Here is a 23,894-nt window from a genome sequence, read left to right on the forward strand (position 1 = left end):
GTCAGTGTGGATAAATTAACAATTCAAGCGAGTCAGCCGCTTTCTGGAAATGTCACCATTTCTGGTGCGAAAAACGCCGCTTTGCCAATATTATTTGCAGGTGTGTTAGCAGAGACAGACTTTGTCGTGTCTAATGTACCTAGCCTTCGAGACGTCAATACAACCTGCAAATTATTACGTTGTTTAGGCGCGGAAGTAACAGAGTTAGGCGACAGTAAGTACTGTATCTCAACACAAAACTTAAACGAGTTTTGTGCTCCGTATGACCTAGTTAAAACCATGCGTGCCTCTATTTTGATTTTAGGCCCATTGTTAGCCAGATTTGGTACGGCAGATGTATCTTTACCTGGCGGCTGCGCTATCGGGGCACGCCCTGTGAATCTTCACTTGCAAGGCTTAGAGCAAATGGGCGCTAAGATTGAAGTGAAAGAAGGTTATATCAAGGCTCGCGTAGATGGACGCCTGAAAGGTGCGCATATCTTTATGGATATGGTCAGTGTTGGCGCGACAGAAAATCTATTAATGGCTGCAACGCTTGCTGATGGCGAGACCATTATTGAAAATGCCGCACGCGAACCTGAAATTAATGATTTAGCACATTGCTTAATTGCTATGGGCGCAAAAATTACCGGTGTTGGTACTGCAACTCTTCGTATTGAAGGTGTTGAGCGCTTATCGGGTTGTGAGCATCGCGTGATGCCAGATAGAATTGAAACCGGTTCTTTCTTGGTGGCCGCTGCTGTGACGCGCGGAAGTATACGCTGTGTGGATGCAGACCCTTCTTCACTTGAAGCTGTGCTAGCAAAGCTTGAAGATGCAGGTGCGAAAATCACCACTGGTGAAGACTGGATTGAGCTTGATATGCAGGGCGAACGTCCAAAAGCTGTCAATATTAAAACCGCGCCGTATCCGGCTTTTCCAACGGATATGCAAGCACAGTTTTGTGTGCTCAATGCATTAGCTGAAGGGACGAGTCATGTAACAGAAACGATCTTTGAGAATCGATTTATGCATGTTCCAGAGCTAAGCCGCATGGGCGCAGATATGGAGCTTGAAGGTAATACCTGCATCATCAAAGGTATTGAACGCATGAATGGTGCCCAAGTGATGGCTACAGATTTGCGTGCTTCTGCCAGTTTAGTGATTGCAGGCTTAATGGCGGATGGGATTACAACGGTTGATCGTATTTATCATTTAGATCGCGGCTACGAACATATCGAAGATAAGTTTGCAGGCTTAGGCGGCAAAGTGGTTCGTGTCAGTTAAACTTTTCTTAGTTTCTTTCTTCAAAGCCGTACTTTTAAGTGCGGCTTTTTTATGTTTGATGTAGTTCAAAACTCTGTAACAAATTGGGTGATTAGCTTGTTCTAATGCTAGCCTGATCACTTATTCAATTAGGCTTAACTGATACTGTGTCTTAATGGACACTTTTATCATTTTCAATATTTACCTCTTTTACGGCCTCGTATTCTTTACGATTGGTTGCGTGGTGGTTTTTCGCAACTTTAAATATAGTCAGCTATCTATCTCATCGACTTTATGGGCTTTGGCATTATTTGGTTTTTCCCATGCTTTCCATGAATGGTCAGAGCTTTATGTGATTTTATTTCGTGATGAGTTACCTAATCAATATCAATATGTAGTGCAATGGCTGAGGTTAATTAAGTTATCGCTGTCTTTTGCTGGTTTGATGATTTTTGCATGGCTGTTATTTCGTATTATTCCCAAACCATACTCTAAAGTTGGTCAAATAATTACAGCCTTAATAGTTGTGACTTACACGCTGGTAATGCTGTTTTTCTATCAAGGGACCTCACTACTTGCTGATACCTTTTCTGAAGCGGCAAGTTATACTCGTGTATTGCTAGGTTTTGGTAGTGCGACGCTTGCAGGCATAGGTATTGCTATTTATGGTTATCAGTTACGCCAAGAAAGTCATGAGTACGGCCAATATTTCATTGCTACAGGTTTTGGGTTAGTACTCTATGGAGTCCTCGCTGGACTGGTTCCGACAAGTTTTCATTCTGTTGTGCCAGTATTGAGAACATTAGCTGCGGCGCTTGTTTTAGTGACTTTATATAAAGCCTTAAAAATTTTTGATATTGAAAAAGAAGCGGCAACAGAAGCTAAATTAAAGCGAGCGGTTGAGGCTGATAAATACAAAGCTATAGGTCATTTAGCTATGGGGGTTGCTCACGAGATTAACAATCCTTTGGCATCTTCAATGTTGGCGCTAGATTTACTTGAGAGAAAAGTGCCTCAGCAGCAAGTTGGCGTAGCAGATTATATCCAGCGTGCAAGATTAGGCATTGATAGAGCATCTGTTATCAGTAAAGAATTGTTAACCTATGCACGCGCAGACTTGAGTCATTCACAAAAGGTATATTTTTGCGATGTGATTGAAGGAGCTAAACAATTGCTTAGCCATAAACTTGCTCCATACACTTTGACAGTTAACTGCGATAACAATGTGTATGTTACTGGTCAAAAAGTAAAATTAGAAGAATTGCTGATTAACTTACTCAACAATGCAATCGATGCAAGCGACACCAATGGCAGTATCGATATCAATGTAGCAGCAGATGAACAAGCTGTCGTTGTAGAAATAACAGATTACGGCGAAGGTATGGATAAGCAAACGTTAACACGAGCTACGGAATTATTTTATTCCACAAAGCCGATTGGGAAGGGCACGGGACTTGGGCTGGCTATATGTGAGCAAATTGTCAGTAATCACCATGGCAGCATGCAGCTAATGAGCGCAAAAGGTGTTGGCACTAGAGTGCTTATCAATTTTACATTAAGGAACGAGCACAATGGTTAAGGTTCTTATTGCTGAAGACGACTATGAACTTCGCAGGAACATGGTCGATATTCTTGAGTTGGAAGGTTATCAAATATCCGATGTAGATAGCGCTGAAGCCGCTATTAATGCTTGTGAGGAGGAAACCTTTGATATTGCATTATTAGATTTAGTGATGTCAGGTATGACAGGTGTTGAAGCTATCTCAAATTTACGTCAACTTAATCCTTTTATGGCTGTTGTTATTGTGACAGCTTATGCCACGGTTGATACCGCTGTTGATGCAATGAAGAAAGGTGCTGATAGTGTTATTACTAAGCCATTCAATGCAGCTGAGCTGATTGTAACTATAAAACGAAGTATTCAAGAGAAGCAGTTACTAAAAACAACCAGTGATATTGATCCTGATAGTGTTTATGCGGCATTAGCTAATGAACTTAGAAGGGAAACATTAAAGCAGTTAGGTAGCCATAAAAAGCTCAAGTTTATGGACTTATGTCGGCTTGTGGGAGTGGATGACCATACCAAGTTTAACTTTCATTTACGTCAGCTAAAGAAGGCAGGTTTAGTAACGCAAAATGAGAACAAGATCTACATTTTGACAAATACTGGTCAATTTGTGCTACAAAACCATAACTTATCTTGATTGTTTATATTTAATAAATTCATGTACTTACTTCATTTGTGATAATTATAATTCACGGATGTTTGTTGTTTGTGAAGTCGAGTTATCTATCTCTTTATGGGTATTGGGCGAATACTGTATCCATGTCCAAAGAGACATATCAATCATAGCTAAAACATTAGAGTGTGATTGAGCGATAACTTGAGGATGAACTAATGAAAACAACAATTCCATGTAAAAAATTACTACTCGCGACGATGATAACTATGTTAGTCGCTTGTAGTAATGACGATGATAATACAACTCCCCCAGTAGAGAATACTCCCCCGTAGCAGTCGATGATGCCGCCAATGTAATGGCAACAAAAATGGTCACAATTGATGTACTCGCTAACGATACCGATGCAGATGGTGACACACTATCTATTGTATCAGTTGATTCGAGCAGTGCTGTTATCAACAATGGTAAAGTTGATTTTACAGCCGGCGCTGAAGCTGGGGAGATTACATTCAATTATACCATCACTGATGGTGTTGATAATGCTTCTGCAGTCGTCACCGTTATAGTTGAAGCTATTCCTGAGCCAGAGCCACTAAGTTACGTGGGGTCAGACGCTTGTTCTACGTGTCACGCTGGTAAGCACGAATCGTTTGTTAAGACTGGTCACAATTTCAAAATTCAAAAAATTAGTAATGGTGAACAACCTAGCTTCCCATACACACCAGAAGAAACAATTACAGGAGCCATTGATTTACTTCAGTTTGCAGGACCCGATGGCGATGGTACAACCAATAACGATTTAGGAGCACCAACAAGTTACGATGATGTAAGTTACGTAGTCGGTGGGTATCACTGGAAGATGCGCTGGTTAGATGCTGATGGTTATATCGTTACTGGTACAAATGTCCAGTACAATATTCGCAACGCCGAAGGGGAGTTAAATATTCCTGACAACCATCTTAACGATCCCGATGTGATGGGTAATTATAAAACTGGAGACATGAACTACCAATACAAGTGTGGTAATTGTCACACTACAGGTTGGAAGCGAACAACTACAGATGAGGGCGATACACGTAACCTAGATCGCCAAGATGATTTACCTGGAATGGGTGGAACTTTCGTCGCTGGAGGCGTTCAATGTGAAGCCTGTCATGGTGCAGGTAGTGAGCATGTTGCAGCACCGTCAGCAGAGAATATTACTAAGATTGCAGTAGCTCGTTTAACTGAAGATTTCTTAGCTGATGATATGGGGTATGGTAAAGCCGTTACCTGTGCTGAGTGTCATACTCGTGATGGTGAAAAGGATTACCCTAGTTACGTGAGTGCTTACAACGTTGCTTTCCCTGATGGTAGCAAAGTGGGTGGCCGTATCATTTCTAGCAGTGGTTTATCTAAGCATCACCAAACAGGAGATGAACTCCTAGGTGTTGTTCCAGAAGATCATGGCACTTATAAAGCTGGTGACGAGATAGGTCCTAAGAGTGGTATGGCGTGTACAACGTGTCATGACTCGCACAAGTCAACTAAGAATGTTGATAGTGCCGATGGCTTACATACTGGTGCAGTAAAAGAATGTACTAGTTGTCATACAGATGTGGCGTTCACCGATGGCGGTGGTGCAATGGGCCACAGTATGATTGCTGAATGTACAGACTGTCATATGCCTAAACTGGCTAAGAGTGCCATAACACACTTAGGTAAAGATGGTACTACTGTATTTGGTGATGTTAAGTCTCACTTATTCACCATTGATTTAGACCCAGCTGCAAAACAATTTACTGAAGATGGCAAGTTCCAAATGCCTTGGTCTACAGCTCAGTACTCTTGTGGTGAGTGTCATGCTGATTACGCAGACAAGGCTGCAGCATTACCTAAGATTCATAAGTAAAGTTTAAATTCATCACTCCTTTTATTTCAAAACCGCTTTCATCCCCATGAGAGCGGTTTTTATTTTATTTGCAGTACTATTTGTGAAAACCAGTTGTAATTGAAAACTATAGAAAGTGATTTTTAAAGCAGTTATAGAAATGGAGGTTGATTAGTTTTTCCACTAATTAAGTTAACTAAGTATTTGTATGCAAATCAGCATAATAAGGCTGCTTCGGTTATGTAAAGTGAGAACAAGATCTATATTTTGACAAATACAGGTCAGTTTGTACTACAAAATCACAACTTATCTTAACTATTTATATCTTCATAAAATCAATGTGTTAAGTGTAACTTGATAATTAAAATTCACAGTTATTAGTTGCTTGTGAATTTGAGTTATCTATCCCTTTATGAGTATTAAGCAAATACTGTGCGCATGTCCAAAGAGACATACCAATTGCAGCATAAAAGCGCAATTGCGATACCATTTTGAGGATGAATTGATGAACGCACATTTTCCAACTAAAAAACTATTATTAGCCAGCATGGTGACCATGTTATGCGCGTGTAGTAGCGATAGTTCAGATGACGATAAACCCGTCACGCCACCTAATACACCGCCTACTGCTGAAAACTCTCAACGTACGACTGATGCAAATCGCAGTTTAATTATCAATCCTATGTTGCACGTTACAGCTGGAGATGAGGGGGATGTTATCTCATTAGTATCTGCCACTGCCGATAAAGGTGAACTGACATTATTAGATGGTGATTTGGTTCAAATTGACCCAGAGTTTCAAGCTGGTGATATTACGATTAATTACACAGTGACTGACGGTACTGATGAAGCGTCAGCTGAGATTGTGATCAACGTTGAAGCGGCTATGTATGCAGGCACGCAGCGCTGTTTAGATTGTCATGGTGCAGGTAGTCCATTTAATGACATCTCTAGTCACCAGTTGCACGGACACAACTTTAAGATTAGTAAAATTGCCAATGATGAAACGCCAGCCTTTCCATACTCTAGTGTCGATGGCGCCATTGATAAACTGCTAGCTTCTTCTGAGTCAACTGATAATACGTTAGGCAAGCCTGATTCTTATGCTGATGTGTCATACACATCTGGTGGTTTTGCTTGGAAATATCGCTGGCTAGATAAAGATGGATACATAGTTACGGGTAGCGAAGCTCAATTCAATATTCACGCTGAGGCATTAGGTTTAGATGATCAAATCATGGTCAACTATAATGGCGGCTCAGTTGATAAACCTTACACTTGTGGTAATTGTCACAACACAGGATGGAAGCCTTATTCAGAAGGTTTATATGCTCAAAAACAAGATGACTTACCTGGGGTTCATGGAACTTTCTTTGAGGCAGGGGTTCAATGTGAAGCTTGTCATGGCGCAGGCTTAACTCATTCAAATACTGGTAACCCAAGTGATATCGTTCGTAAGGCGACACCGCGAACAACCGCATCGTTAAAGTCTGACACTATGGGTTATGGTGAAGCCATGCATTGTGCTGAGTGTCATACTCGTGATGGCGACCGAAATGCAGGTAATGATTACACTAGTGGATTTAATAAAGCATTTCCTGAAGGACCAGAATTTGGTGCCCGAGTTGCTGTAAGAAGTGGTTTACCACGTCATCACCAAGGCCATGATGAGTTTATGGGAATAGATCCTGATAATGGTGACATTATGAGTGCTAAATACAATGCCGGTATGACGTGTAGTACTTGTCATGACAGCCATAAATCAGCTGTTTATCAAGATGAACCTGAGCATATGGGGGCGATAAAAATGGACTGTGCAACTTGTCATGCAGATAAAGTAGAAATGAATGCAGGACATGGCCCTGATGGTTACTTTGCTAAAGAGTGTATCGACTGTCATATGCCTGATGTAGTGAAAAACGCTGTGTCATTTACAAATGATCAAGGAAACAAAGTAGGCGATATTCGCATTCATACTTTCGCTATCGACTTGTATAACGAGAAAGGCCAATTCCAAGACGCTGAAGCGAAAGATACCTTTATGTACCCTTATCTTCAAGATGGCTTTGCATGTGGAGAGTGTCATACTCAAGGTTCTAAGTTAGACAGTTTACAAAATAACTATGGCGGCAAAATGCATAAAAACTAGTTAGTTTATATTGCATTAACCTTACTATAGAACATTACTCCCGACTCCTCGTAAAGCCCTACTCTGTAGGGCTTTTTTTGTTTTGAGATAGCTGCTTTTTCTATCAGCTTTGCAGTTCATTTTATTAAACGTAGTCATTTGAGCTATTAGTAAATAGTTTATGGTAAGACTCTTGTTACCATCTTAAAAAGCTGTTGATGGTGACATCATGTGGTCGAGGTTTTAGTTTATTAGCTTAGAAGTGAAGGCTTAGCTTTAGGAGATAAGGTTGGGCTAGTATGATGTGATTATTTCAGCTTATCGCTAATAGAGTGAGAATAGATTTAGGCTCTTGCTTAAGGTAGCTTACAGCGACTTCATTCTCGAATAAAGTCGCCTCTATTTAGCTGTTTTCTGGTAGCTTTTCGCCGATAACTACCGGAAGTTCAATGGGCTTACCTTCACGAATAATAGTGATATTTACTTTGTTACCAGGAGTCGTTTCAGCGATTCTATCCATCAACATTTCAACGCCAGGTACGCTTTCTTCCGCATATTGAATAATGACATCTCTAGGGCGCAGTGTCGCTTTAGACGCTGGACCATTAGGATCAACTCCTGTGACTAACACACCTTTAAGATCGGGTAGGTTTAAGATCTGTGCCATAACAGGGCTGAGCGGTTCACCCGAAATACCTAGGGCACCGCGGATAACCCGGCCATTAGTAATTAATTTACCCATAATGCTATGGGCAAGCTTGATTGGAATAGCAAAGTTAATCCCGTGACCACCACCTTCAGCACCAATTTGAAAAGCTGCGGTATTAATACCAATAAGCTCTCCGCCCGTATCAATTAAGGCGCCACCTGAGTTACCTGCATTAATAGCGGCATCGGTTTGTAAAAAGTCGAGATAGCCTGAACTTAACCCATTACGGCCTGTAGCACTAATGATGCCTTGCGTAATGGTTTGGCCTAAATTGTATGGGTTACCAATCGCTAATACGACGTCGCCAACTTGGGCTGGGTTATTGAGATTAATTGGTACAATGGGGACGTTATCACCATCAATCTCGATTTTAAGTACGGCTAAATCGGTGATTTGATCTGAGCCGACAACTTCAGAGGTGAACTTTCTACCATCTTGTAAAGCGATAACAATTTCATCGGCTTTTTTGATGACATGGTAGTTGGTTAAAATATAGCCCTCTTTACTCATAATAACCCCAGAGCCAAGGCCTTGAAGTGAGCTTGAGTTAAGTGGAGAATTTTGATCCAAACTAAGACTGTAAATATTTACAACAGCAGGTGCTGCTCGTCTAACTGCACTAGCAAATGACAACTCGTTGTTATGTTGAGTGACAGTGAGGCCATTATTGAAACTATTGTTGTTAGTGATTGAATTAACGAATAAGAATGCCGCAGCCATCACCAAACCAAATACCACAGCCTTGCTTAAATAGAGAATAGTGTCTTTGAGATTCATGGGTCGACTACATTAGGAAAGTTAATCAAATATATTATCATGATTAAAAAAATTAAGCATCGTGGCTACACACCACGATGCTTAATTACAGTTTGATAACTAGAAGGATATTAGCGTGTTATCTCAGCACTAAGTACATCAGTTTGTTATCACGCAACACCTTCAACGCCACAGCGCCCTGCGGGTTCTTAAGTGCTTCTTTTAATGCTTTTAGACTTTTCACTTTACTGCGGTTTAAGCCGACAATTAAATCGCCTTTCTCAAGGCCATTTCTTGCAGCGGGAGAACCCTGAGCAACGTCAGTAATTTCGATGCCTTTACGGGTATCGTTAAGCTTCGCACCTTCAAGCATAGGATGAAGTGCATCGTCAGCTGCGCCGCTACTAGAGGTTGACTCACCCAATACTACGTTAGCGGTTTCGTCATCACCGTCACGGATAATGCCTATTTTAACTTTTGCACCGGCGCCCATCGTGGCAACTTTTGCTCTGAGCTCTTGGAAGTTTTTAATCTTTTTACCATTAACACTCACAATAATGTCGCCAGCTTCGATGCCTGCTTTATCTGCAGCGCTATCTGGCATAACTTCGCTGATAAAGCCGCCGTGTTGGGTTTCTAAACCAAATGCTTTAGCGAGTTCATTATCTAAATCGCGCCCCGTTACTCCTAATACACCGCGTTTGACTTCACCGTGCTCAATAATTTGATTGATCAGGTTATTGACCATATTGGCTGGAATAGCAAAACCAATCCCGACGTTACCGCCACTTGGAGCAACGATTGCAGTATTGATACCTATTAGCTCACCATTTAAATTAACGAGTGCGCCGCCAGAATTACCACTATTAATGGCTGCATCGGTTTGAATAAAGTTTTCCAGCATCTCAATGCCAAGGCCGCTGCGACCTAGTGCACTAACAATCCCTGAAGTTACGGTTTGTCCAAGGCCAAATGGATTACCAATGGCCACAGCAAAGTCACCCACTCGAATATCATCAGAGTTAGTCTGTTTAATTGCCGTCAGGTTTTTTGCTTCGATTTGTAATAAAGCAATATCAGATTCAGGATCAGAACCAATCAATTTGGCTTCGATTTCACGGCCGTCATGTAAGCCAATTTTGATTTCGTCAGCACCATTAATGACGTGATTGTTGGTAACGATATACCCTTCTTTAGCGTCAATAATCACCCCTGAGCCTAAACCGCGAAATGGACGTTCTTGAACTTGCTCTTGTGGTGCATTGGGGCCGAAAAAGTACTTAAATACGTCTGGGATTTGTTGTTTAGAAACTTGGGTGCCACTCACTGCCACTGATACGACTGCTGGTGTGGTTCTTTCAAGCATAGGAGCGAGGCTTGGTAATGCTTGCCCGTCAACCGCATGGGGAATAGCGGCTTGAGATAAAGCCGGCATTAAAGAAAGTGAGGCTGATAAAATAGCTGCTGAGAGTAATGTTAATTTTGGTTTCATTAATTTTTGCTCCTTGAAAATTAAATCATGTCTCTGGCAATACGCTTGAACGGCCGCCTTAGATGAGATTAATCAAATAAACTTACACTAAATATATAACCTCGGAGTCGATGAAGTTTCAATAAGTTCAGCGTTTATTAACAAAGGTTAATTTTTTGTAGTTATAAGCGTTACCTCTATTGTAGCTGCATGCTATGATTGCTTCGAATTTTCAGCAGTATAAGAGAGTCGAATCCGTGTCGCAGTTAAGCCCTTGGCAGCATTATCAACAAGATTTAACCCGTGATGGTTTTTCTCACGACTTGGCTCAAGAGCAAGCAGTAAAATCACTGCAACGTGTTTATGAAGAAGTTATTGCCGCTAATATTCAGCCTACCGGTTTTAGCAAACTACTTGGCGCGGTAGGTTTGAAAAAATCGACATCGACAGTGCAAGGTTTGTATTTGTGGGGCGGAGTAGGGCGCGGTAAAACCTATCTCATGGACACCTTTTTTGATGCGCTGCCTACAGATAAAAAACTACGTGCGCACTTTCATCGTTTTATGCATCAACTGCATCATGACCTTGGGGAAATGGAAGGGGTTCAAGATCCTTTAATTAGCATTGCTAAGAAAATGGCCCAGCAATATAAAATTATCTGTTTTGATGAGTTTTTTGTCTCAGATATCACTGATGCGATGTTACTGGGTACCTTGTTCCAATACTTATTCAAAGAAGGCGTTGCTTTAGTCGCGACTTCAAACATCATCCCTGACGACTTATATAAGAACGGTCTACAGCGAGCCCGTTTTTTACCTGCCATTAAATTAATCAATGAAAACTGTGAAATTCTAAATGTCGATTCAGGCATTGATTACCGTTTGCGTACACTTGAGCAAGCCGAAATTTATCATTTCCCTTTAGATGAACAGGCAGATACTAATTTACTGACTTACTTTGGCCAATTAGCACCAGAGTCAGAGGTGTTAACTGGTTCTATTGAGATTGAAGGGCGTGAAATCGGCATTCGTCAGCAATCTCAAGGGGTACTATTAGCTAACTTTAGAGATCTATGTGATGGGCCGCGCTCTCAGCGTGACTATATGGAAGTGGCTAGGTTATATCATACTGTATTAGTTAGCGGGCTTGAGCAAATGGGGTCTTCTACTACAGGTGATGATATTGCGAGACGTTTTCTAGCAATGGTTGATGAGTTTTACGAGCGTAACGTTAAACTGATTATCTCAGCCGAAGTCTCGCTGGAAGATATTTATACCGATGGTTTATTAAACTTTGAATTCAGGCGTTGTCGTTCAAGGTTGATTGAAATGCAGTCCCATGATTATTTGACCTTAGAGCATTTACCTTAAAGGCCGGGCTAACACTTCAATTAAAATCGCTGTACATATAAAGGTAGATATAACGCTTGGTAAATCAAGCTGAATATTTTCTAACCAACTTGTACTTATATGTGGGTCTAAAATCAGCGATAAATAAACAAATCACCCGCAGAGGTGATTTTTTTATAATAATGAAAAAATTAGGTGATTTTTAACTCAGCTTTGTCTATAATCCGCCACCTGCCCTCGTTACTCCACCGAATTTGGGTGGACGATTTAAACCAATTTCAGCTCGAAGGGGCTTTGAAATGGTCATTGTGTTGATTGCATGTGCAGTCAGCATTGAGACAGAATTTTAAACATTGGGTTTTTGTAAAATGAAGACTACATTTACTGCTACACCAGAAACAGTCACACGTGACTGGTTCGTCGTTGACGCCGAAGGTAAGACTTTAGGTCGTATCGCTACTGAAATTGCTACTCGTTTACGCGGTAAGCATAAGCCAGAGTATACTCCTCATGTTGACACTGGTGACTACATCATCGTTATTAACGCTGATAAAGTTACAGTGACTGGTAACAAAGCTAAAGGCAAAGTTTACTACTCACATTCAGGTTTCATCGGTGGTATTAAGCAGATTACTTTTGAAAAGCTGCAAGATCATAAGCCTGAAATGATTATCGAGAAAGCAGTTAAGGGTATGTTGCCAAAAGGTCCTTTGGGCCGTGCTATGTTCCGTAAACTTAAAGTTTACGCTGGCACTGAACATAACCATGCTGCACAACAACCTCAAGTTCTTGATATCTAATACGGGAGTAAGCTAATGTCTGCAACTCAGTACTACGGCACTGGCCGTCGTAAAACATCAACTGCTCGCGTATTCGCTAAAGCAGGTAGTGGTCAAATCGTTGTTAACCAACGTCCACTTGATGTATATTTTGGTCGTGAAACTGCTCGTATGGTTGTTCGTCAACCACTAGAGCTTGTTGAAATGACTGACAAACTTGACATCTATGTAACTGTTAAAGGCGGTGGAACCACTGGCCAAGCAGGTGCAATTCGTCACGGTATTACTCGTGCATTGCTTCAGTTAGACGAAGCTCTACGTCCTTCTTTACGCGGCGCTGGTTTCGTTACCCGTGATGCTCGTAAAGTTGAGCGTAAGAAAGTTGGTCTACGTAAAGCACGTCGTAAGCCACAATTCTCAAAACGTTAATTCGTTTTCAGAGTTCAAAAAACCCAGCTATATGCTGGGTTTTTTATTGCCTTTTTTTCATCAAATACAGCTATGATACAAATTGATAATGATGTTGTTGCTACTGAGTGTCATCATTGTTCTGTTGTTGAACTAATACAAAATTGTAGGATGAATGATGAATTTTCAAGTGTTGATGTTTGCTATTGGTTTGGTTTTGGTTTTAGAAGGTGTTGGACCGTTATTATTTCCCGAACAATGGAAAAAATATTTAGCCGAGATTTCTACGCAAAATAAGAATGTTCTCAGGAGGTTAGGTGGGTCTTTGGTGTCTGCTGGCATAGTACTATTAATAATTTTCGCATAAAATACTTGCAATATACCCCCAAAAATCTGTTAAAATTCGCCTTTATACCGCAACCTTGCAGCAGACGATGGGCAAAAACGTAGTAGTACTCGGCACTCAATGGGGTGACGAAGGAAAAGGTAAGATTGTCGACCTTCTAACAGAACAGGCAAAATATGTAGTTCGTTACCAAGGCGGCCACAATGCTGGTCATACTCTTGTTATCGACGGCGATAAAACAGTACTTCATTTGATTCCGTCAGGGATCTTACGCGACAATGTGAAATGCATTATTGGTAATGGTGTAGTACTCGCTCCCGATGCTTTGATGAAAGAGATCAACATGCTTAAAGAGCGTGGTGTCCCTGTCGAAGAGCGTCTTCTTATTTCAGAAGCATGTCCTCTAATTCTACCTTTCCATTGTGCTCTTGATGTAGCTCGCGAAAAAGCGCGCGGCAATCAAGCTATCGGTACAACGGGTCGTGGTATTGGTCCAGCTTATGAAGATAAAATTTCTCGTCGTGGTCTTCGCGTAGGTGATTTGTTCAATGCTGAACTTTTCGCTGTTAAGCTTAAAGAAGTGATGAAATATCACAACTTCATGCTTACTGAATACTATGACTGTGAAGCAGTTGATTATCAAAAGACACTTGAAGATGCGTTAGCAATTGCTGATTATCTTAAGAGCATGTGTACTGATGTTACTGAATTACTTGATACTGCCCGTAAAGCGGGTGAGCCTATCTTGTTTGAAGGTGCTCAAGGTACATTACTTGATATCGACCATGGTACATACCCATATGTGACTTCATCAAATACTACAGCAGGTGGCGTAGCTACTGGTTCTGGTTTTGGTCCTCGTCACTTAGATTATGTGTTAGGTATCATGAAAGCTTACACCACTCGCGTAGGTGCAGGTCCATTCCCAACAGAACTTGAGAATGAGATTGGTGACTACTTAGGCCACAAAGGTCAAGAGTTTGGTGCTACCACTGGTCGTAAACGTCGTCCAGGTTGGTTGGATGCTGTGGCAATGCGCCGCGCAGTTCAAATCAACAGTGTAAGTGGCTTCTGTCTAACCAAACTTGACGTTCTAGATGGCCTAGAAGAAGTTAAGATTTGTGTTGGTTACCAGTACCCAGATGGGACTGTTGAAACAGTGACGCCTTTAGCGGCTGAAGGTTACGAGCAGGTAACTCCTGTTTTCGAAACTATGCCAGGCTGGAGCGAAACGACTTTCGGTGCGACGTCAATTGAGCAACTGCCACAAGCAGCGCTAAATTACATCAAACGCATTGAAGAGTTACTTGAAGCACCTGTTGATGTTATTTCAACTGGTCCTGACAGAAACGAAACAATCGTATTAGTTAATCCATTTAACTAACACATTGAAGGCCGCTAACTTAGCGGCCTTTTTATTGTGTAGTTAACCCGTTTTCAGATTGAAAATTTAAATCGAATATTCACTGCTAGTCTCCAGTTACCTTCGTCATTTTTCTCCTATCTAATACGTTTGTCAGCATTTTCTATTGTGTTGATTAATTGCAGTTTGTGCAGTTAATACTCAAGAATTGAGCTATAATGCCGATGCATTGAGTAACTAAAGTGTCATTGAGAATCGTTATGCTGCGTTTAAGTTTATTAGTATTGTGCTTTATCCCGTATGTTGTTGTGGCTGAAATGGCTTCAGTAGACATTTATAACGATGAGCAATTACTTAAATTGATCCGAACGAATCAATATTTACAGCAAGTTAAAGCCGATGACTGCCAACTAGTGCAGGATATCGAAGCAAGAGCCGAAGTGTTAAAGCAGCCCATGTATCAGTTTTTATGGGGCGAAATGCTTAACCATGGTGTTTGTGTGCCTCAGCACGCATCACGAGGCATGAAACAAGTACAAATTGCTGCAGAGCAAGGTAGCGCCGAGGCGATGCTAAAACTGGCCGAATATTACTACCACGGCAATTTGGTGGTCAAAGATAAGAATCGTGCAGTGCAGTATGTGATGCCTGCTGCTGCTAATGGTGATGTACCAGCACGATTAATGTTAGTTCGCCTTTTTGGCGAAGGTTATGGTAGCCCTGTAGATTACAAATTAGGTTACCATTGGTTATATAACAGCGTATTTGATGATGAAGCGACACAGAAAAAAGCGACTTCATTATTGCAGAAATTAGCCGCTAAGATGCCCGCAAGTATTGTCGCGCGAGCACAACAGCCGCAGCTGCACTAAGCGCTAATGCTCCGACATTGGAGTAAATTATTTGGAAATTGAATGATCAACGATCCTCATTTTGAGAGAGAGCAAGACAAGTACGAAAACCCAATCCCTAGCCGTGAATATATCTTAGAGTATTTACGCGCTCAGAAATCACCTGTCACCAGAGAACACATTGCAACAGCATTAAAAATGGTCGATGAAGATCATCTTGAAGCGTTAAGAAGACGTTTGCGTGCAATGGAGCGTGATGGACAACTGGTTTATACCCGCGGCCATAGCTATGGCTTACCTGAAAAGATGGATTTACTTTCAGGTAGCGTGATTGGTCACCGAGACGGATTCGGATTTTTTAAATCTGACGAAGGTGGTGACGATTTATTTATCAATAACCGTGATATGCAGATGTATTTTCATGGCGACAAAGTCTTAGCACAAAAAGCAGGCTCAGATCGTCGTGGTCGTCGCGAAGCGCGTATTGTCAGGTTAGTTCAGCAACGTGTTGCGCCGCTAGTCGGTCGCTATCATGTCGATGCTGGAATGGCGTTTGTTATTGCTGATGATAGACGTATTACCCAAGAGATTCTAATTGCAAAAGAAGACAGTAATGGTGCCCGTGCGGGTGACGTTGTTGTGGTTGAACTCACTCGTAGACCTGGCCGCTTTGTAAAAGCTGCCGCAAAAGTGACTGAAGTGCTTGGTAAGACAATGGCTCCTGGTATGGAAATTGAAATTGCACTGCGCAATTACGATTTACCGTACAAATGGTCTTCTGTGATTGAGAAAAAGCTTAAACGTATACCTGATGAAGTGCCAGAATCTGACAAGCAAGGTCGCGTTGATTTACGTCACCTGCCTTTGGTAACCATTGATGGCGAAGATGCCCGAGATTTTGATGACGCTGTATATGCAGAAACAAAACCTAGTGGTGGCTGGCGTTTATTGGTTGCTATTGCTGATGTGAGTCATTATGTTCGCACTGATTCAGCATTAGATGAAGAAGCGCGTGCACGAGGTAACTCTGTGTATTTTCCTTCGCAAGTTATCCCAATGTTGCCTGAGAAAATTTCCAATGGTTTATGTTCGTTAAACCCACATGTTGACCGTTTATGTATGGTCGCAGAGATGACGATTTCAGCAGCGGGTAAGCTGTCTGGTTATAAATTTTATCCGGCGGTAATGCATTCGCATGCAAGATTCACATACACCCAAGTAGCAGCAATGCTTGAAGGCGGTGAAATTGCACCTGAACACGAAAGCTTATTCCCGCACCTTCAATGTTTACAATCTTTGTATTTAACCTTGAATGAGCGCCGAGCTGAGCGTGGTGCAATTGCATTTGAAACGGTCGAAACACAGTTCATTTTTAATGAGCAGCGTAAGATTGAAGCTATTGTGCCTCGCAGTCGTAATCAAGCCCATAAAATTATTGAAGAGTGCATGATTTTAGCAAACGTAGCCTCAGCTAAGTTTGTTAAAAAAAATAAAGGTGAAGTGCTGTATCGCGTGCATGAAGCCCCATCAGAAACCAAATTAGCTAACTTTAAAGAGTTTTTAGCTGAACGTGGCTTATCAATGAATGGCGGTGATGAACCGACACCATCTGATTACCAAGATGTGATGCTAAAAATTGCCGACAGACCTGATGCTGAATTAATTCAAATCATGTTACTGCGCTCAATGAGACAAGCGGTATATAGCCCTGATGATGATGGTCACTTTGGTTTAGCATTAACCGAATATTCGCATTTTACTTCGCCAATTCGTCGTTATCCTGATTTGGTATTGCACCGTGTTATCCGCTATTTATTAGCAGCGCAAGAGGGCAATGTTAAGGATAAATGGACCCCAGAAGGTGGTTATCATTACGACCTTGAAGAGTTGGATAAGTTAGGCGAAGAGTGTTCAACGACTGAGCGCCGCGCCGATGAAGCCACTCGAGATGTAGCAGACTGGCTTAAATGTGAATACATGCAAGATCATGTTGGTGACGACTTTGAAGCCGTTATTGCCTCTGTCACCAGCTTTGGTTTGTTTGTGAGATTAAAAGATCTTTACATTGATGGCTTAGTACACATTTCAAGTTTAGTCAGTGACTACTACCAATTTGATCCGATGCGCCAGCGTTTGATTGGTGAAAACACTAAGAATATTTACCAAGTTGGTGATGAAGTTAGCGTTAAAGTTGCCGCGGTTAATTTGGACGATCGTCAAATAGATCTTATTATGCTGGGCGATCACGGTAAGAGCCGTAAAAAGTCGAGTCGTAAGCCTTTGACTGCTCGTGAGCGAGCCAACCTTGAAGGTGCCAAAGCTGGTGCAAGCAAGTCTGGTGGCGATAAGAGTCAATCAAGTGGTGATAGTAAAGATGAAAAGGGCGGCGCTAATACAGGTTCAAAGCGCTCAGGTGCTAAGGGTGGTTCTAGTAGTAAAAAACCTCGCTCAAAAACCAGTGCTAAGAAAAAGAGCACCAGTAAATCATCTAAAAAACCAGTAAAAAGTTCAGCAGCAACAGCTGCAAACAAACCGTCTAAAGCAAAGCGTAAGAGAAAATAAGTAAATGAAAAAACAAGATATCATTTTTGGCATCCATGCTGTTGAAGCTTTGCTACGTAATTCACCTGAGCGTGTGATTGAGTTGTGGGTAGTACAAGGGCGTGAAGACGAACGTGTATTGCCATTAATCAATACAGCCAATCAATACGGTGTGTCAGTGCAACGTTCAGGCCGTAAAGTCCTTGATGACAAATCAGCAAGTAGCCAACATCAAGGTATTGTGGCACGAGTGAAACCAGCTAAAGTACTGACTGAAAATGATTTAGATGCCTTGCTTGAAAAAACAGAGCAGCCGTTTCTACTTATCCTTGATGGCGTGACAGATCCGCATAACCTAGGTGCATGTTTGCGTAACGCTGATGCTGCAGGTGTTCAAGGTATTATCGTACCAAAAGATAACTCTGTCGGATTAACAGCAACTGTTAGTAAAGTTGCTTGCGGCGCTGCAGAAAGTATTCCACTGTTTCAAGTCACCAATCTTGCACGTACCATGCGTCATATTCAGCAAAAAGGTGTGTGGATAATTGGTGCAGCGGGTGAAGCTGGTTGTGAGTTGTACCAAGCAGATTTAAAAGGGCCTTTGGCCATTGCTATGGGCGCCGAAGATAAAGGTTTACGCCGTTTAACGCGTGAAAGCTGCGATTCAATCGTATCGATCCCAATGGCAGGTAGTGTTTCAAGTTTAAACGTATCAGTTGCGACTGGTATTTGTTTGTTTGAAGCGGTTCGTCAGCGCCAGATTAAAGCCTAAAGCGTAATACGACATTAAATAGATATTTTAATGATATTAAAAACGGGCCTAGAGCCCGTTTTTTGTTTTATGAGGTTTGAAAACTGCTGATTACTGGAAGGTATAAAGTAAATTAAAGGTGGTAATCGTATCGGTTTTAAAACTGTCTTCTGGGACTACGGCGGTATACTTAACATTAACGCCAATTTTAAATGCCCAATCCTGTAGGAAGGTATTTTTGTAGCTCAAATCTAATGTCAGGGTGTTGTTGTCTTCACCGACTTCAGAGGTTAGGTCCGCATTTAATGTGGTGTATTCTTGCAGCTTGACTGAATACTTGGCGGCAGTACGTAAGATAATATCTTGGTTGGCGTCTGGATTTAAATCAGAATCTGTCGCTTTTGGTAAGTCATAACGATAACCAGGACCGACTTCTAAACTGAGCTTGGTTTGGTAGTTAGAAATGATATCGAAACCATAACCAGTAGATAAAGTAGATAATTTGGTATAACTACCAAAGTCATCCCAAGTGAATTCCCCACGACCGAAAATGTAGCCACTTTCAAGCTTGTAACTAGATTGAGCGTAGACATCATACTTCTCAGCGGTTGTCGACTCATCATCAGCGGCATAGTAAACCTTAAAGGTAAACTCTTGCACTGCTTTGTCAGTATCGTACTTTAAATAGGTACGGCCATTAAAGTTTTGCGATTGGTTATTACCGGTATTAAGTTGCATACCAGCTTCAATTTCAGCATTAAAGTCACTTGGAGGCTCTTTGTAGTCTGGTGGCACTAATGCCCACGCAGAAGATGAGGCGAGCAAAGTAGAAGTAAAAATGATGACTTTTTTCATTACGCTTTTCTATGAATAGTTATGAGGAACGCCTGAAATACGGGTGAAGCGACATAATACCTGTATTCGAGTTTGCTGCAAAGCAAAGCATCATTAAATCCCTTGCTACCAGCATTAAGATACTCACTTTCATAGTGTATTTTTGCACTGTTCATTTAAAAGAAAAATGAAGAATCACAGGATTAATAACTAATAAGCTTGTGAGTAAAGTATTACTTGAGTTTGGTGTTGTGTTTATGTACTATGTCGCGCTCAAATCAGTCATTTAATTTCGTTCCTTGCCTCCAACTTGGTCTGACTGAGCCACACGTGAGGCTAATTAACCGTAAGGAGCAATAAATGCGTCATTATGAAATCGTATTTATGGTTCACCCAGATCAAAGTGAACAAGTCCCAGGTATGATCGAGCGTTACAGCAGTCTAATCACTGATGCTAACGGTACTATCAGCCGTCTAGAAGATTGGGGTCGTCGTCAATTGGCTTACCCAATTCAAGACCTACATAAAGCTCACTATGTTCTTATGAACGTAGAAGCAACTGCAGAGTCTATCGAAGAGTTAGAAACAGCTTTCCGTTTCAATGACGCTGTTCTGCGTAACATGGTAATGCGCACTAAAACTGCTGTTACTGAAGCTTCTCCAATGGCTAAAGCAAAAGATGAGCGTGATTCACGTCGTGCTCCTACTGCTGCACCAGCTGCTGAAAAAGAAGTTGAAGCAAGCGCTGAAGAATCTGCTGAATAATTAATCTGTGGTTAATCACTTAGTATTGTCGGGAACGATAACTCGTTCTAAGCGGTTTGATAGTCCAAGCGGGATTCCACATAAGGTAATCACGTTAGAGCACAAAGCGCAGCGGTATGAAGGCCAGATGTTGAGAAACGTTTATTGCCTCATCCAAGTCATATTAAGTGGCCAACGTTTTAATAGCGTTACAGAAGAATTAAAAGCAGGCGTGCAGGTCCAAGTTGAAGGGTTTATCTCTATGCAGCAAGGACGAAATGGCCAAAATAAATTGGTTATGCATGCCGAAAATGTCGAATTGAAAACTTAGGAGACTGTCAACATGGCACGTTATTTCCGTCGTCGCAAGTTCTGTCGTTTCACCTCTGAAGGTGTTGCAGAAATTGATTACAAAGATATCGTTACTTTAAAAAACTACGTAACAGAAAGCGGTAAGATTGTTCCTAGCCGTATCACTGGTACTAGTGCTAAATATCAACGCCAACTAGCTCGCGCGATTAAGCGTGCTCGTTATCTTTCTCTACTGCCTTACACTGATTTACATCAGTAATCGCAGTATTAATCAGAGGAATTAGATAATGAACGTTATTCTGCTTGATAAAATCGCTAACCTTGGAAACCTAGGTGACCAAGTTTCAGTTAAAGCCGGTTACGCACGTAACTTCCTTTTGCCACAAGGCAAAGCTGTTGTTGCTAATGACGAAAACGTTAAAGTTTTCGAAGCACGTCGCGCTGAATTAGAAGCTAAATTAGCTGCTGAATTAGGTGTTTGTGCTGCACGAGCTGAAAAGCTTGCTGCATTAGACGCAGTTGTTATCGCTTCTAAAGCTGGTGACGAAGGTAAACTATTCGGTTCAGTTGGTACTCGCGACATCGCTGATGCAGTTACTGCTGCTGGCGTTGAGCTTGCTAAAGCTGAAGTACGTCTACCTTTAGGTGCTTTACGCACTTTAGGTGACTTCGAAGTTGAAGTTCAGCTTCACACTGAAGTTAAAGCTGTTGTTAAAGTTTCTGTTGTTGCAGAAGACTAATAGCAAATTGCTTTAAAGAAAACACCGCCAATTGGCGGTGTTTTTTTATGCCTGAAATTTATGTCTGGCTTAAGATTAATACTAATCGGGATAAATTAGTGATCAGATATTGCGTAGGAAAAATCGCTTAGAACGAGGCAGGAATTGCAGCTAGCTAATTGCTCTATCTACAAAATTTCTAACGAAGTTATAAGCGATTTTAACCAGTAAAAATGATCATATTCTTATGCTGATTGGTATAAGATAAAAAAGCCCCGATTAATCACTTAACCGAGGCTGTTTGAACTGTGCATTAACGAGTTATTAGTTTCTCACTAAATCCAACTCTTGGATTAAATTATCTGCGTGGTCCACTTTATCCATCATCCACAGAATGTAGCGGAAGTCGACATGAACTGCACGGGTAATAGTTGGGTTAAAGAACCAGTCTTTGGTAATTGCTTCGTAAGTTGAGTCGAAGTTCAATCCAACTAATTCACCTTTTCCATTAAATACTGGTGAACCTGAGTTACCGCCTGTCGTATCTACGCTTGATAAAAAGTTAACCGGTACTGAGTTAAACTCTTCAGGTTTGTCTAAGCATGAGAACAAGCTGCAAATCCATGAACGTGGATCTTGGTAAACAGAAGCAACCGTATGTTTGCCATAGTCTTTAGTCGCGATAGCATCTAATAACTTCTTAGGTGCATTATATGGGTCTTCACCAGTGTGCTTACCTACAATCCCTTCAAGGCGAGTGAACGGTTGCTTGTAAAGCGCATCACGAGATTGATATCCATCTACCATGCCGTAAGTAATACGTAAGGTGCGGTTAGCGTCTGGATATACAGGCCAATCGTTTGCTTTGTAATAAGCAATAATGGCTTTCATATACTCAGGACGCGCAGTTGAAAGCTGTCCTTTTAAAGACTTCTCCGTTTTTTCCTGAGCCATATTAGTATCGTGCAGGGCAACGGCTAAACGAATAAACGGATCTGAACTGGTTTCAAAAGCTTCAGCATCTTTATCCATCCAAGCTAAACGCTGTTCTTTATCGGTTAGATTGGTTAACGCATAGTAACCGTCAAGCTTTGCAGATAAAGCCTCAGCATCTGAAATTTTGTTGAGTGCTTCGTCTAAAATAGCCACTCGCTGATTTTGCGCCATGTAAGCATTCAAGTCTTGGAGCCACAAGGTTTTATCCACTGAAACATCAAAGCTGCGCTCTAAGCGCTTAAGGTTGGCCGCAAACATTTTCATGTCGCGTTCCTGGAAACCTTGCTCACGTTTAGCGTCAGGTAATTGTTTCTCTTTAGCTAAGCGATACAGCTTTTTCGCCGCTGAAAGTAGCGAACTAGATTGAGCGTTATTAAAGAAGTAATCCGTTTGAATTTGATTTTGCTGCTTAGCAAGTAGCGCTTCAAGTTCAGTGATTAAGTTTTGATTCGCTTGAGTATCTTTTTTAAGCCAAGCTAAGAAATTATTCTCGCGTGCTTGTTTGATGCCCACAATGTCAGTGGCTTTAAAACCATCTAATAATCCATTGAGCTTTTTCATGCGGTTAGCCATTGATGCTAAGCTGCCAGCATATTTAATCGCGATGGTATTATTGTCGGCGGCCATTTGATTAATGGTGTCGATTTGCAGTTGGTAGCGTTTGGCATAAGTTGGGTACATCCAATCACTGGCAAACTCTAATTCACTGGTGAGACGATAACGGCTTGTTGAACCTGGGTAGCCTGCAGCAAATACACCGTCGCCAGCTTTAACACCATCAGCATTAATTTTGAGGTAGCTCTTTGGTTCAAACGGTACGTTATCTTCAGCGTAGCCGGCTGGTTTACCATCTTTACCAACATAAGCGCGTAGGAAGGTAAAATCCCCTGAATGACGTGGGTATTCATAGTTATCAATATCGCCGCCAAATGCGCCTACGCTTTCAGGTGGTGCATACACTAAGCGTACATCACGAATAATAAGCTGCTTAATTAAGTAATATTCTAAACCGTTGTGAAAGCTACTCACTGAACAGCGGTAGTTGTCATCGGTTTCACATTCTTTAATTAAAGCTTTGCGATTTGATTGGATATCTTCGTAACGTGCCAATGGTTCTTCGCTTAAATTGGCATTAACGCTTTTAGTTACATCCGTTACAGCTTCTGTGATGTATAATCGCTCGTTAGGGCCAGCTGAAGGTTCTTCAGCTTTGGTATTCGCAAGAAAGCCTTCTTCTAGGTAATTATGCTCAGTTTTGCTGTTATATTGTATTGCTCGATAGGCACAATGATGATTGGTAACAACTAGCCCTTGGGGCGAAACGAAACTGGCGGTACAATAGCCGAGACCGACAACAGCATTCATTGGATACTGGGTTAAGTCTGCAAGTTGTTTTGCAGGAATTTCGATGCCGCGTTGTGCTAATTTATCTGCGATAGAAGGCATTTGATAGGGTTGCCATTGGCCTTCATCGGCTTGGGCTAGCCCGGAAGACAGCACAAGGGCTGCAACGAGTGCAATACGCATGTTCTTTCCTTA

At 41.5% G+C, this 23,894-nt stretch carries 21 protein-coding genes; 17 read left to right on the forward strand and 4 right to left on the reverse strand.

Going from position 1 to position 23,894, the window contains the following annotated elements; all coding sequences use genetic code 11:
- Positions 1-6: 6 nt before the first annotated feature.
- The 5 genes from murA to AC0L4E_RS01410 all read left to right on the forward strand — a co-directional run bounded on the left by murA (position 7) and on the right by AC0L4E_RS01410 (position 7,447).
- Positions 7-1,266 carry a UDP-N-acetylglucosamine 1-carboxyvinyltransferase gene (murA, locus tag AC0L4E_RS01390; protein ID WP_473677681.1) on the forward strand — a complete coding sequence of 420 codons (1,260 nt, stop codon included), beginning with the start codon at positions 7-9 and terminating at the stop codon, positions 1,264-1,266.
- 154 nt (positions 1,267-1,420) lie between these two features.
- Positions 1,421-2,824 (forward strand): sensor histidine kinase, encoded by a 1,404-nt coding sequence (locus tag AC0L4E_RS01395; RefSeq protein WP_473677682.1) that lies wholly within the window; start codon positions 1,421-1,423, stop codon positions 2,822-2,824.
- Positions 2,817-3,449 (forward strand): response regulator, encoded by a 633-nt coding sequence (locus AC0L4E_RS01400; RefSeq protein WP_211029358.1) that lies wholly within the window; start codon positions 2,817-2,819, stop codon positions 3,447-3,449. Before AC0L4E_RS01395 ends, AC0L4E_RS01400 begins: the two co-directional genes overlap by 8 nt.
- Positions 3,450-3,795: 346 nt before the next feature.
- Positions 3,796-5,319 carry an Ig-like domain-containing protein gene (locus AC0L4E_RS01405; RefSeq protein WP_473677683.1) on the forward strand — a complete coding sequence of 508 codons (1,524 nt, stop codon included), beginning with the start codon at positions 3,796-3,798 and terminating at the stop codon, positions 5,317-5,319.
- Between the two features lie 484 nt (positions 5,320-5,803).
- Positions 5,804-7,447, forward strand: coding sequence for an Ig-like domain-containing protein (locus AC0L4E_RS01410; RefSeq protein WP_473677684.1), 1,644 nt, complete (start codon positions 5,804-5,806; stop codon positions 7,445-7,447).
- Positions 7,448-7,829: 382 nt separating this feature from the next.
- Here the strand turns inward: AC0L4E_RS01410 and degS are convergent, their stop codons facing one another.
- Complete coding sequence (degS, locus tag AC0L4E_RS01415; protein WP_473677685.1) at positions 7,830-8,912, reverse strand: outer membrane-stress sensor serine endopeptidase DegS; 1,083 nt, start codon at positions 8,910-8,912, stop codon at positions 7,830-7,832.
- A 118-nt stretch (positions 8,913-9,030) separates the two neighbouring features.
- Complete coding sequence (locus AC0L4E_RS01420) at positions 9,031-10,383, reverse strand: DegQ family serine endoprotease (protein WP_473677686.1); 1,353 nt, start codon at positions 10,381-10,383, stop codon at positions 9,031-9,033.
- A gap of 236 nt (positions 10,384-10,619) precedes the next feature.
- On the opposite strand from AC0L4E_RS01420, the gene zapE reads away from it, so the two are divergent.
- From zapE to rlmB, 8 genes are all read left to right on the forward strand, one after another.
- A complete protein-coding gene (gene zapE, locus AC0L4E_RS01425; protein WP_473677687.1) occupies positions 10,620-11,732 on the forward strand; it encodes a cell division protein ZapE in 1,113 nt (370 codons plus the stop codon).
- 347 nt (positions 11,733-12,079) lie between these two features.
- A complete protein-coding gene (gene rplM / locus AC0L4E_RS01430; RefSeq protein ID WP_020910899.1) occupies positions 12,080-12,511 on the forward strand; it encodes a 50S ribosomal protein L13 in 432 nt (143 codons plus the stop codon).
- 15 nt (positions 12,512-12,526) lie between these two features.
- Positions 12,527-12,919 (forward strand): 30S ribosomal protein S9, encoded by a 393-nt coding sequence (rpsI, locus tag AC0L4E_RS01435; protein ID WP_102528011.1) that lies wholly within the window; start codon positions 12,527-12,529, stop codon positions 12,917-12,919.
- A 157-nt stretch (positions 12,920-13,076) separates the two neighbouring features.
- Positions 13,077-13,265: a DUF2065 domain-containing protein gene (locus AC0L4E_RS01440; protein WP_473677688.1), complete on the forward strand. Its 189-nt coding sequence runs from the start codon at positions 13,077-13,079 to the stop codon at positions 13,263-13,265.
- A 67-nt stretch (positions 13,266-13,332) separates the two neighbouring features.
- Positions 13,333-14,628, forward strand: coding sequence for an adenylosuccinate synthase (locus tag AC0L4E_RS01445; protein ID WP_220752116.1), 1,296 nt, complete (start codon positions 13,333-13,335; stop codon positions 14,626-14,628).
- A 239-nt stretch (positions 14,629-14,867) separates the two neighbouring features.
- On the forward strand, positions 14,868-15,479 hold the full coding sequence (locus tag AC0L4E_RS01450) for a tetratricopeptide repeat protein (RefSeq protein ID WP_473677689.1): 612 nt from the start codon (positions 14,868-14,870) through the stop codon (positions 15,477-15,479).
- A 42-nt stretch (positions 15,480-15,521) separates the two neighbouring features.
- On the forward strand, positions 15,522-18,020 hold the full coding sequence (gene rnr / locus AC0L4E_RS01455; RefSeq protein WP_473677690.1) for a ribonuclease R: 2,499 nt from the start codon (positions 15,522-15,524) through the stop codon (positions 18,018-18,020).
- A 4-nt stretch (positions 18,021-18,024) separates the two neighbouring features.
- Positions 18,025-18,771 carry a 23S rRNA (guanosine(2251)-2'-O)-methyltransferase RlmB gene (rlmB, locus tag AC0L4E_RS01460; protein ID WP_473677691.1) on the forward strand — a complete coding sequence of 249 codons (747 nt, stop codon included), beginning with the start codon at positions 18,025-18,027 and terminating at the stop codon, positions 18,769-18,771.
- Positions 18,772-18,861: 90 nt separating this feature from the next.
- Here rlmB and AC0L4E_RS01465 read toward each other — a convergent pair whose 3' ends face one another.
- Entirely contained in the window at positions 18,862-19,605 is a 744-nt protein-coding gene (locus AC0L4E_RS01465; RefSeq protein WP_220752124.1) for a DUF481 domain-containing protein, read from the reverse strand.
- A 339-nt stretch (positions 19,606-19,944) separates the two neighbouring features.
- On the opposite strand from AC0L4E_RS01465, the gene rpsF reads away from it, so the two are divergent.
- The 4 genes from rpsF to rplI are packed head-to-tail and all read left to right on the forward strand — an operon-like array spanning position 19,945 to position 21,380.
- Complete coding sequence (rpsF, locus tag AC0L4E_RS01470) at positions 19,945-20,349, forward strand: 30S ribosomal protein S6 (protein WP_220752126.1); 405 nt, start codon at positions 19,945-19,947, stop codon at positions 20,347-20,349.
- A 7-nt stretch (positions 20,350-20,356) separates the two neighbouring features.
- Entirely contained in the window at positions 20,357-20,659 is a 303-nt protein-coding gene (gene priB / locus AC0L4E_RS01475; RefSeq protein ID WP_102528004.1) for a primosomal replication protein N, read from the forward strand.
- A gap of 12 nt (positions 20,660-20,671) precedes the next feature.
- Positions 20,672-20,899, forward strand: coding sequence for a 30S ribosomal protein S18 (gene rpsR, locus AC0L4E_RS01480; protein WP_055023454.1), 228 nt, complete (start codon positions 20,672-20,674; stop codon positions 20,897-20,899).
- 28 nt (positions 20,900-20,927) lie between these two features.
- A complete protein-coding gene (gene rplI, locus AC0L4E_RS01485; RefSeq protein WP_220752128.1) occupies positions 20,928-21,380 on the forward strand; it encodes a 50S ribosomal protein L9 in 453 nt (150 codons plus the stop codon).
- A 303-nt stretch (positions 21,381-21,683) separates the two neighbouring features.
- Here the strand turns inward: rplI and AC0L4E_RS01490 are convergent, their stop codons facing one another.
- A complete protein-coding gene (locus AC0L4E_RS01490) occupies positions 21,684-23,882 on the reverse strand; it encodes a S46 family peptidase (protein WP_473677692.1) in 2,199 nt (732 codons plus the stop codon).
- Positions 23,883-23,894 lie beyond the last annotated feature (12 nt).

Source organism: Shewanella sp. GJ50-10, from assembly GCF_055808815.1.